The organism is Sulfuricurvum sp. (assembly GCF_028712165.1).
Lineage (GTDB): Bacteria > Campylobacterota > Campylobacteria > Campylobacterales > Sulfurimonadaceae > Sulfuricurvum.
In genome coordinates this window covers 1-9,833 of sequence record NZ_JAQTQR010000090.1, presented here as the reverse complement: position 1 = coordinate 9,833, position 9,833 = coordinate 1, and the positions used below count along the sequence as shown (strand labels likewise).

At 42.8% G+C, this 9,833-nt stretch carries 14 protein-coding genes; all 14 read right to left on the bottom strand.

What is annotated here, in order from left to right:
* Positions 1–16: 16 nt before the first annotated feature.
* The 14 genes from PHP90_RS12755 to rpmJ all read right to left on the bottom strand — a co-directional run bounded on the left by PHP90_RS12755 (position 17) and on the right by rpmJ (position 9,787).
* Complete coding sequence (locus PHP90_RS12755; protein ID WP_299930651.1) at positions 17–769, bottom strand: RNA methyltransferase; 753 nt, start codon at positions 767–769, stop codon at positions 17–19.
* An 85-nt stretch (positions 770–854) separates the two neighbouring features.
* Positions 855–2,771, bottom strand: coding sequence for a transketolase (gene tkt / locus PHP90_RS12750; RefSeq protein ID WP_299930648.1), 1,917 nt, complete (start codon positions 2,769–2,771; stop codon positions 855–857).
* A 3-nt stretch (positions 2,772–2,774) separates the two neighbouring features.
* Positions 2,775–3,623: a polyprenyl synthetase family protein gene (locus PHP90_RS12745; protein ID WP_299930645.1), complete on the bottom strand. Its 849-nt coding sequence runs from the start codon at positions 3,621–3,623 to the stop codon at positions 2,775–2,777.
* 43 nt (positions 3,624–3,666) lie between these two features.
* Positions 3,667–4,032, bottom strand: a complete 366-nt coding sequence (gene panD, locus PHP90_RS12740) for an aspartate 1-decarboxylase (RefSeq protein WP_299930643.1) — start codon at positions 4,030–4,032, stop codon at positions 3,667–3,669.
* A gap of 3 nt (positions 4,033–4,035) precedes the next feature.
* A complete protein-coding gene (locus tag PHP90_RS12735; protein ID WP_299930641.1) occupies positions 4,036–4,410 on the bottom strand; it encodes a (2Fe-2S) ferredoxin domain-containing protein in 375 nt (124 codons plus the stop codon).
* A gap of 118 nt (positions 4,411–4,528) precedes the next feature.
* On the bottom strand, positions 4,529–5,833 hold the full coding sequence (locus tag PHP90_RS12730) for a UDP-N-acetylmuramoyl-L-alanyl-D-glutamate--2,6-diaminopimelate ligase (RefSeq protein WP_299930639.1): 1,305 nt from the start codon (positions 5,831–5,833) through the stop codon (positions 4,529–4,531).
* A complete protein-coding gene (locus PHP90_RS12725) occupies positions 5,823–6,416 on the bottom strand; it encodes a hypothetical protein (protein ID WP_299930637.1) in 594 nt (197 codons plus the stop codon). The genes PHP90_RS12730 and PHP90_RS12725 overlap by 11 nt, the downstream gene beginning before the upstream one ends.
* A 47-nt stretch (positions 6,417–6,463) precedes the next feature.
* A complete protein-coding gene (locus PHP90_RS12720) occupies positions 6,464–6,739 on the bottom strand; it encodes a NifU family protein (RefSeq protein WP_299930635.1) in 276 nt (91 codons plus the stop codon).
* 127 nt (positions 6,740–6,866) lie between these two features.
* Entirely contained in the window at positions 6,867–7,217 is a 351-nt protein-coding gene (rplQ, locus tag PHP90_RS12715) for a 50S ribosomal protein L17 (protein ID WP_299930633.1), read from the bottom strand.
* Between the two features lie 24 nt (positions 7,218–7,241).
* Positions 7,242–8,234, bottom strand: coding sequence for a DNA-directed RNA polymerase subunit alpha (locus PHP90_RS12710; protein ID WP_299930631.1), 993 nt, complete (start codon positions 8,232–8,234; stop codon positions 7,242–7,244).
* 23 nt (positions 8,235–8,257) lie between these two features.
* Positions 8,258–8,884 (bottom strand): 30S ribosomal protein S4, encoded by a 627-nt coding sequence (gene rpsD / locus PHP90_RS12705; protein ID WP_299930628.1) that lies wholly within the window; start codon positions 8,882–8,884, stop codon positions 8,258–8,260.
* Positions 8,885–8,895: 11 nt separating this feature from the next.
* The gene (rpsK, locus tag PHP90_RS12700) at positions 8,896–9,288 is read right to left on the bottom strand and encodes a 30S ribosomal protein S11 (RefSeq protein ID WP_015654589.1); all 393 of its coding nucleotides are present in this window, start codon (positions 9,286–9,288) and stop codon (positions 8,896–8,898) included.
* Positions 9,289–9,299: 11 nt separating this feature from the next.
* Positions 9,300–9,671: a 30S ribosomal protein S13 gene (gene rpsM, locus PHP90_RS12695; RefSeq protein ID WP_013461153.1), complete on the bottom strand. Its 372-nt coding sequence runs from the start codon at positions 9,669–9,671 to the stop codon at positions 9,300–9,302.
* Positions 9,672–9,673: 2 nt separating this feature from the next.
* Entirely contained in the window at positions 9,674–9,787 is a 114-nt protein-coding gene (gene rpmJ, locus PHP90_RS12690; RefSeq protein WP_013461154.1) for a 50S ribosomal protein L36, read from the bottom strand.
* Positions 9,788–9,833: the final 46 nt, after the last annotated feature.

Sequence of the window (9,833 nt, the reverse complement as noted above, 5' to 3'; positions counted from 1 at the left end):
CGCCGCCCCTATAACCTTATGGTAGAAAGCTAACAATCCCGGCTGTAACAGCAACATTCAGTGATTCGACACCGCGATGCATCTCTATAGAGACACTGTGAGTCGAAGCGCGTGTCACTGCATCACTCACCCCCTCCGTTTCATTACCCAATACAAAAATAGCGCGTGTCGGAATTTTAAGCGAATGAATATCATCCCGTGCATGAGAGGAAAGAGTGATGATTGCGGTATTTTTAAGCCCTAGAATATCGGTTAAATCTTCACAGTAATAGATCGGTATCTTAAACAGTGTACCTGCACTTGCTTTCATGACCAACGGTGAAAGCTTTGTACTGTTTCGTCGTGGCAAAACAATTCCGTCAATCTTACTGGCCGCAGCGGATCGGACAATCATCCCTAGATTTTGCGGATTGTTAATGCCGTCTAAAGCTAAGAGGCGAAAAGGACCCGGCAAATCCGATTCAATCATCGATGCACTGCGGTAATTACGTGATACCACATCGATGGCAACGCCCTGATCCTGGGCACTGTTTTTAGAGATACGTGAAAGTGACTCTTTGGTGTGGTATTTGATCTCCACACCGCGCATCTCGGCCAATGCCATGATTTCTTCGATCGTCTCATCGGTTCGGTTGCTTTTAGAGAGATGAAGCTTGTGAATCTGCACTGCATCATCACGCAGTACTTCGACTGCTACATTACGACCGTAAAGGGTAATCAGCGAATCAAAAAAACGTTTTTTCTCTAAATATTCAGCAGAATCTTGCACCTATTTCCTTTGACGCGAAAGGAATACATCCCTTTCGCTACGCTAGCCGCTTGGGCTACTAAAGCTAGCCTCTACGAGGCAGAAGTTAAATTTTTGCTGCAATGGCTTCCGCAGTAAATCCGAATTTTTCAAACAATTGTTCTGCAGGTGCACTTGCTCCAAAACTATCCATCGCGATAACTGTATCAGCAAAACGATACCACTCCAATCCTCGTGCCGCTTCAATAGCAAGACGCTTGGTTCCAGGTTTGATAATCGAATCGATATAATTTTGCGGCTGTTCTAATAACAAATCAAAGCACGGAACGCTTACAACATTTGCAGCAATACCGCGTCCTTGAAGAACTTCTGACGTTTCGATTGCCAAAGCGACTTCAGAACCGGATGCCATAATGGTGACCGTAGCATTAGAACGTTCAATAATCAAATAACCGCCGTTTTCTACATCACCGCGAACCGCATTTGGTAGTAACGGGAGATTTTGGCGCGAGCACACAAATGCCGATGGAGAATATTTCATTGAAAGCGCTTTCTGCCAGCATTTGACGTTCTCAGCTCCATCTGCCGGACGATAAACATAAAAATTCGGCAATGCTCTAAATTGGCTCAAATGCTCGATCGGTTGATGGGTAGGACCGTCTTCTCCGACACCGATACTGTCATGCGTCCAAATGAAAAAGTGCTGGATTCCGCTCAATGCCGCGATACGAGCCGATGGCTTGAGGTAATCGCTGAACACGAAGAATGTTGCACTGAATGGCATAATCGGTCCATACAATGCCATTGCATTGGTGATTGAAGCCATCGCATGTTCACGAATCCCGAAGTGGATGTTTTTCCCTTTTGGGAAATCGCCCATATCTTTCAATTCGGTTTTGTTCGAAGGGCCAAGGTCCGCAGAACCTCCAAGGAATCCTGGGATTGCTTTGGCAATCGCATTCAAAATAATACCGTTCGTATTACGGGTAGCATCCGCTTTTTCAAACGTTGGCCAGCTGATACGACTAAAATCAGGATTCATCAACTGCTCATACGCTTCATTTTGTTCGGAAAGCGGAAGCTCTTTGAGACGGTGATTCCACTCACGCTCAGCCAAATCCCCTTTTTCAATCGCGCATCGGAAACGCTCCATCACATCCGCATCTACGGCGAATGTTGCTTCCGGATCAAATCCGGCTGCAGTTTTTGCCGCTTTAATCACATCATGCCCAAGCGGTGCACCGTGTGCATGGTGTGATCCTTCCATCTTACCGCCCCCTTTGGCGATAGTGGTATTGGCAATGATGAGTACCGGACGAGAAATCGTTTTGGCTTGCGTCAATGCGCCGTCAATTTCTTCAAAATTGTGTCCGTCAATTTCTAAAACTGCCCAGTTTTGGGATTCGAAACGATCTCTCATGTTTTCGCTGAGACTAAGCTCGGTGGAACCTTCAATGGTGATGCGATTTGAATCGTAAATCAAAATAAGATTATCCAGCCCCATATGTCCGGCAATCGAACACGCTTCGTAACTGATCCCCTCTTCAAGGTCTCCGTCACCGCACAAACAATACACATTGTGATCGATCAATGCAGCAGTTTCAGAGTTCACTTTATTGCCGACGAATTCTGAAGCCATTGCAAAACCGACCGCATTCGCAATACCCTGTCCCAAAGGTCCTGTTGTGATCTCTATCCCTGCCGTATGACCGTATTCAGGGTGTCCCGGAGTTTTAGAATCAAGTTGACGGAAATTTTTAAGATCCTCGATCTCAAGTCCGTATCCCCACAAATAATAAAGTGAATAAATCAGTCCTGTACCGTGCCCGCCTGAAAATACCAAACGGTCACGATTCAGCCATTTCGGGTTTTTCGGATTATGATTCATATGTTCAGACAACACTACGGCAATATCTGCCAACCCCATAGGAGCGCCCGGATGTCCTGAATTAGCTTGCTGAACCATGTCTGCCGCTAAAAAGCGGATTGTATCTGCCATCTTTTGGCGCATTGTAGTACTCATTGTCTATTCCTTGTGTCGATTAATGTAATGATTTAGCGTTGGTGACAATTCGCATTGCAGATTCTCATCAAAACTTTCCATCCGTTTCGTTATTTTTTCAGCTAACGCATCCGCTTCTTGCATCGCCGAATCAAATCCGAGCAATGTTACAAAACTGTTTTTTGACTCATCATTGTGGGTCGTTTTACCGGCCTTTGCTTCATCTTGGGTAACATCCAGAATATCGTCTTGGATCTGGAATAATAACCCCAAATCGATTCCGAAATCATAAAGTTCGCCCGCGATGTCATCACGTCCGACGATAATGGCTCCCATCTGCAGTGATGCGGCAATCAATTTTCCCGTTTTGTGAATATGAAGCATCTTGACTTGATCCAATTCCAATCGCTGGTTCTCAAAATAACAATCAATAGCTTGCCCTAGTACCATTCCGTTCAATCCGCCGTTGTGAGCCAAGGAGCGTACCAATTTCACAATCACTCGATCCGATAACGGTGCATTGGAAAGTACTTCAAATGCGTACGTATTGAGTGCATCTCCAGCCAAAACGGCCGTTGTTTCATCATACGTTTTGTGCAAAGTAGGAATACCTCGTCGCAAATCGGCATTGTCCATAGAAGGCAAGTCATCGTGAATTAATGAATACGTATGAAGCAATTCAATTGCAAATGCTGCATGGTATGCACTCTGAGTTAAAAGAGGATTATATGCACGAACAACTCCGAGAAGAAGTGCAGGACGAAACCGTTTTCCGCCACCGGTAAGCATTTGATGTAACGATAATTCATAATGGGGGTGGAAACTCGCAGCTGAGGGCAGATGCTCTACCAAAAAAGATTCAAACTGCTCCATTATTATCCCACTGTTTTTTAGTGAAATAGTACCATGACGGAGCTTATATCTTCTCGATTATTTCGGTAATACAATTCTCATCATCAACCAACACTACTGTAGGTTTATAGTTTTCGAGTTCACTATCATTGTAGGTAGCATACGCGACGATAATAATTTTATCGCCTTTATGCACTTTTCGTGCCGCAGCACCGTTGAGACAGATATCGCGTTGACCGCGTTCACCAAGAATAATGTAGGTTGAAAAGCGCTCACCGTTATTGATGTTCAGTATCTCAACTTTTTGGCCTACACGCATTTTGGAAGCTTCAAGAAGTTCTTCATCAATGGTGATGGAACCGACGTAATTGAGATTAGCGTCGGTAACCGTAGCACGGTGAATTTTACTGTAAAGCATTTCGATTAACATCGATTAGCGCCCCATCTGCTTCATCATATCTGCAGGTGTGATAGGTGCATCCCATAGCTCTTCAGGAATAACGTATTCTTTCACTACTTCACCGCCGATAATATGTTTTTCAATAATTTCGTCAATTTTAGCTTTCGTCAATCCTGAATACATTACATGACCCGGCTCAACAAGCATAATCGGTCCGACATTACAGCGGTTCATACATGAAGTACGAATCGGTTGTACGGTAGCAATTAACCCTTTTTGCATCAAAGTCTGTGCCAAATGTTGAAAAAGATCCTGAGTTTGCGGATTAACACAGCTTGGTTTTGGCATGCCCGGAGGGGAACTTTGCTCACATTTGAAAATATAAAACGCCGGTTGTGGGATACCCATCAAACGCTCCTTGTGAAATCGATGTACTATTACACCGCAAAATAATTACGGCATTATAGCCAAAATAAAAGAGTGCATATTAAGCTCCATCAAACAATTATACTGTTTAAGGGTGAATTTAGCACTCTTTCAAAGTCGCCAATAGCTCTTTAGCAACAACACGGTCATCAAACGGCAAGTATTGATCATAAATAATTTGTGCCGTCTCATCCCCTTTACCTAAAATTAAAATGACTTCATCACCTGTGCGATCTTTGATAGCTTGTGCAATCGCGTTACGTCGATTCACATCAACATATACGTTACTTTTGTCATCAATCCCCGATAAAATATCCTCAATAATAGCATCCGGATCTTCAAAACGGGGATTGTCACTCGTTACATACAGTTTTTTAGCATAAACGGATGCAACACGTCCCATTAATGGACGTTTTGTACGGTCTCGATCTCCGCCTGCTCCGAAAACCACCAGCACTTCTTTTTCTTTTAAAGCATTTAAAACTTGTTCCATTCCATCAGGCGTGTGGGCAAAATCAACTATGACCAAAGGAGATTCACTGACAACTTCCATTCGTCCGCTGACCCCTCCGAAGTTCTCTAATGCATCGGCAATTTTTTCCAAGCTCTCACCGGTCACTATATGGACCGCAGCAAATGCGGCAGTAATATTATAGAGGTTAAAGAATCCGTGGAGTGAAGTCACAAACGGAATGTGATCTTCAAAATGTTTCAGTATACCGCTGACACCATTATTCAATGAATACGCAATGATTTTATACGTTGACGGATTTTCCACACTGTATGTAAAGGCATTTTTAAAATTAAATTCTGCCTTCGGCTCATCTCGGTTAATCAGTTTTTTCGATTCATCTTGAAAAAAAAGATTTTTGATACGGGTATACTCTTCGATGCTTTCATGATAATCGAGGTGATCTTGGGTGATATTGGTCAAAATTTTTAAGCCGAAAGTAATCCCTGCAATTCGTTCTTGCTCGATAGCATGTGAACTTACTTCCATAATAAAATACTCGCATCCAGCAGCAATAGCTTGTGCCATATGCCGATAAGTATTCAATACAGTTGGGGTGGTAAGTGTTTTACCCTCAACCGGAGCATCATTCATAAAAAATCCACGTGTCCCCTGCATTGCTGCTTTATGACCCAGATCAAGCAGTAATGAATACATCGCACTTGCCGTTGTCGTTTTACCGTTTGTACCGGTAATTCCGATTACACAAATACGGTCCAACCCAAAAAGAGCCCAACATTCAGACGGTGTAATTATCGAGTGAGCGCCCCGAGCTATCGCATCTTCTTTATATTTTTCATTTTGTTTTGTGAGTAAAAAAGCACAATCAGGCCCACAATCTCCGGAATTTTCACTGATGTATTGATACGGTTGACCCACAATCTCAATTTTCAATTCTTTTCCCCTTGGCTAAACGGCGTAATAAATTTCGAAGTTGTCGATCGTTCGGATAGACACCCAAAGCGCTTTCCAAATAACTGAGTGCCATTTCTTTGTATCCGTGATCGATCAGATTATCCAAGAAATCGACAAAATCTTCTTTCTCGGTAATAATAACACGGGTCGAAAACATGATATTCTCAAAGATACGATTAAAATCGCTATCATCTTTTACAAGTTCTTTAAATTCGGTATACATAATACCGTCTTCGTATGCCAAACGCTGCTTAACCGTATCATCGAACAACCCTGAGAGCTGATCGAGAGTGCCATCCATAGTCTCTAAAATTTCAGAAATAATAATATCGGCTGACTCCACATCTTCACTTCGGAGGATTGTATAATAGTCAAAAAGTGCTTCTCCGGCACTTTCACCGCCCATAGCCATATCCGATAAAATGGCACCGTTATACGCCTCTTTGGATTCCGGATAATCTTTCAGCGCTAACGAATAGTCGCGTAATGCCTCACTGTATTTACCCGCCAAAAAATGTTCATTTGCTTGATTGAGGGTTTTGGTTAAGTTGGTTGTTTTCATAGTAATCCCTCCTATGTTTACTCTAATATCGGCTCAATTTCTTTGAATTATAATGCATCGATTTGATGTTCCATACCTTGCGGTACATTAATGACAGTCAATTCAGGATGAATATCCATCCGCAACTGACGTTCGACGCCGTATTTCAATGTATTTCCGCTGCTTGAACATCCAATGCATGCACCTTGTAATTGTACATAAACTGTTCCATTCTTTACGGTTAGGAATGCTATATCTCCTCCGTCTAATGCAAGGCTTGGTCGAATTTTATCTATGACGTTACGAACCGGCTGTATCAGTTCTTCATCGCTAAATGGAATCATGGTTATTGTACCTTTTAAAGCTCAAATATCGCGGTATAGTATAAGAAATGGGCTAAACATGCACTAATGCGAAAAGGATAGTTTTAGAGCGAAGCTCGATTTAAGGGGGTGATAGTTATTGAACTCGTTATACGAGTTCAATATATGCCATCGGTGTAGCATCACCGCGGCGAATACGAGTTTTAACGATACGGGTATATCCGCCGTTGCGCTCAGTATATTTAGGAGCAACTTCATTAATAAGTTGTTTTGTTGCTTCTTTATTTTGCAATACAGCAAACACAGACCGGTGAGCATTAGCATCACCGACACGTGCAGTAGTAATCAATTTTTCAGCAAATGAACGAAGTTCTTTTGCTTTAATTAACGTAGTTTCGATTTTACCGTGTTCAATCAACGCAATGCTAAGGTTGGTCAACAAAGCTTCACGATGTGCGCTCGTTCGACCTAGCTTGCGGTATCCGTGACGATGTCTCATGATACTTCCTCTTTTATATTAAGCTTATTCAGCTTCGATTTTCTTTTTAATTGCACTGATCAGATCATCAGCTAAATCTTGTCCGACAGCATAACCGTATTCAGTGATTTTTTCTAAAATCTCTTCAAACGATTTTTTGCCGAGGTTTTTAACTTCTTTCAAATCATTTTGGCTCATCATAACGATTTCACCGATGTATTTGATGTTAGAGCGATCCAAACAGTTGAAACTGCGAGCACTTAGACCAAGGTCTTCAATGCGTGCACCCAAACGTTTAAGTTCTGGATGCTCATCTCCGCGCTCAGCAGCTGCAGGAGCTTTGATACTCACTTCGCTGTTAAATACCGCCATTTGAGCATACATAACTTCCAATGCATTTTTAAATGCATCGACTGGTGAAATTTGACCGTCAGTAAGAATATTAATGACCACTTTTTCAAAGTTCGGGTTATCTTCGACAAGAACGTTTTCGATAGCATATGTTGCGCGACGAACCGGTGTAAAATATGCATCCAAAGCGATATAACCGTCACCCAAAACATCCCGTACATCTTCACTCGGCGCATAGCCGATACCCTGATGAATTTTAACGGTGAAAGTTAACGTTGCATCTTCATTCAACGTTGCCAAAAATGCATTTGGCGTTACCACTTCAACATCGTCATTATCCAGATCACTTCCATGGATTTCACAAGGGCCTGCGAAGCTGTAAGTAATCTCTTTCTCTTTGAGTCCGTTTTTCAATTTGAAACGAACCCCTTTGAGGTTAATGATGAAATCCGAAATGTCTTCGAGCATACCGCGCACTGAGTCAAACTCATGCTTAGCACCCTCAATTTTGATACCGATCGGCGCATATCCGACTGAGCTGCTTAGCAAAAAGCGGCGGAGTGGATGAGCGAGTGAAACCGCAAACCCGGTTTCAAACGGATAGGCGATGATATTCGCTTCGTTAGCGCTGATTTGCTCGACGACAAACTCTTTCGGTAGAAGCGGTGATGTCTTAATTTTTTTCATGCTGAACGCCCTTTCTTTAATGATTATTTCGAGTAAAGCTCGACGATTAGACGTTCTTCAACTGGAATAACAACCTCTTCACGTTCTGGAAGACGTGTGAAAATACCGAACGCTTTTTCTTGATCGATGTCAACCCATGCCGCAAGACCGGTTTGGTTGGTCAATTCAATCGCACGAACGATTTGGTTGTTCTTTTTACTTTTTTCGTGGATTTCCACTTTTTGACCCGGTTTTACACGGTATGATGGGATATCAACACGTTTTCCGTCAACCAAAACATGACCGTGGTTAACCAATTGGCGTGCGAAACGACGAGTCGTTGCAAATCCCATACGATAAACGACATTGTCAAGACGTTGCTCAAGAAGCATTACCAAGTTTGTACCGGTATTACCAGTACGACGTTTTGCTTCACCGAACAATGAACGCATTTGTTTTTCGCTCAAACCGTACATAAATTTCGCTTTTTGTTTTTCGCGAAGCTGTGTACCGTATTCAGAGATTTTCGTACGGCGTTGACCGTGTTGGCCAGGTCCGTACGGACGTTTGTCAAGGGCACTTTTACCTGCAAGACGACGCTCACCTTTTAGTCCAAGGCTTACACCGAATCTTCTTTCGATTTTTTCTACGGGTCCTCTATATCTTGCCATTACAAACCTCCTTAGACGCGTCGGCGCTTAGGCGCACGACATCCATTGTGTGGTAGTGGAGTAACGTCTTTCATGAATGAAACACGAAGACCTTCGATTGCACCAACACTTTTAACTGCTGTTTCACGTCCAGAACCTGGACCTTGAACTTTAATTCCCACTTCTTTAATACCGTGGACCATTGCTTTTTCCAACGCTGATTCTACTGCTTGTTGCGCAGCAAACGGAGTTGACTTTTTAGAACCTTTGAAACCAAGGGCACCAGCCGAACTCCATGCGATCATGTTACCCATCTCATCTGTTACCGTTACAAGGGTATTGTTGAATGATGCCAAGATATGTACGATACCTCTAGCAATATTCTTCTTTACGATTTTTTTACGGGTTGCTTTTCTTTTTGCCATACTCTAATCCCTTACTTTGTGGCTGAGCCGACGGTTTTCTTCTTACCTTTGCGCGTACGAGCATTGGTTTTGGTTTTTTGACCACGGCATGGGAGACCTTTACGGTGACGAAGACCACGGTAAGAACCAAGATCCATCAACGCTTTAATATCCATAGCGACTTGCTTACGAAGGTCACCCTCTACAGCGATTCCGCTGCTTCGGATTTCTTTAGCGATTGTTGCCGCTTCATCTTCGCTGAGTTCGAATACACGCTTGTTGTAATCGAGCCCTGTAGCATCCAAAATTTTTCGTGACGTATGTAAACCGATACCATAGATATAAGTTAATGCATACTCCAAACGTTTTTTCTTAGGTAAGTCCACACCAGCAATACGTGCCATGCTTATCCTTGTCTTTGTTTATGTTTTGGGGTTTTGCAGATTACGCGCACAATCCCTTTACGTTTGATGACTTTACAATCATCGCACATTTTCTTCACTGAAGAACGTACTTTCATCGGTAGGCTCCGTTGATTTAAATCACTTGCTTCTCGTAGGTGGAAA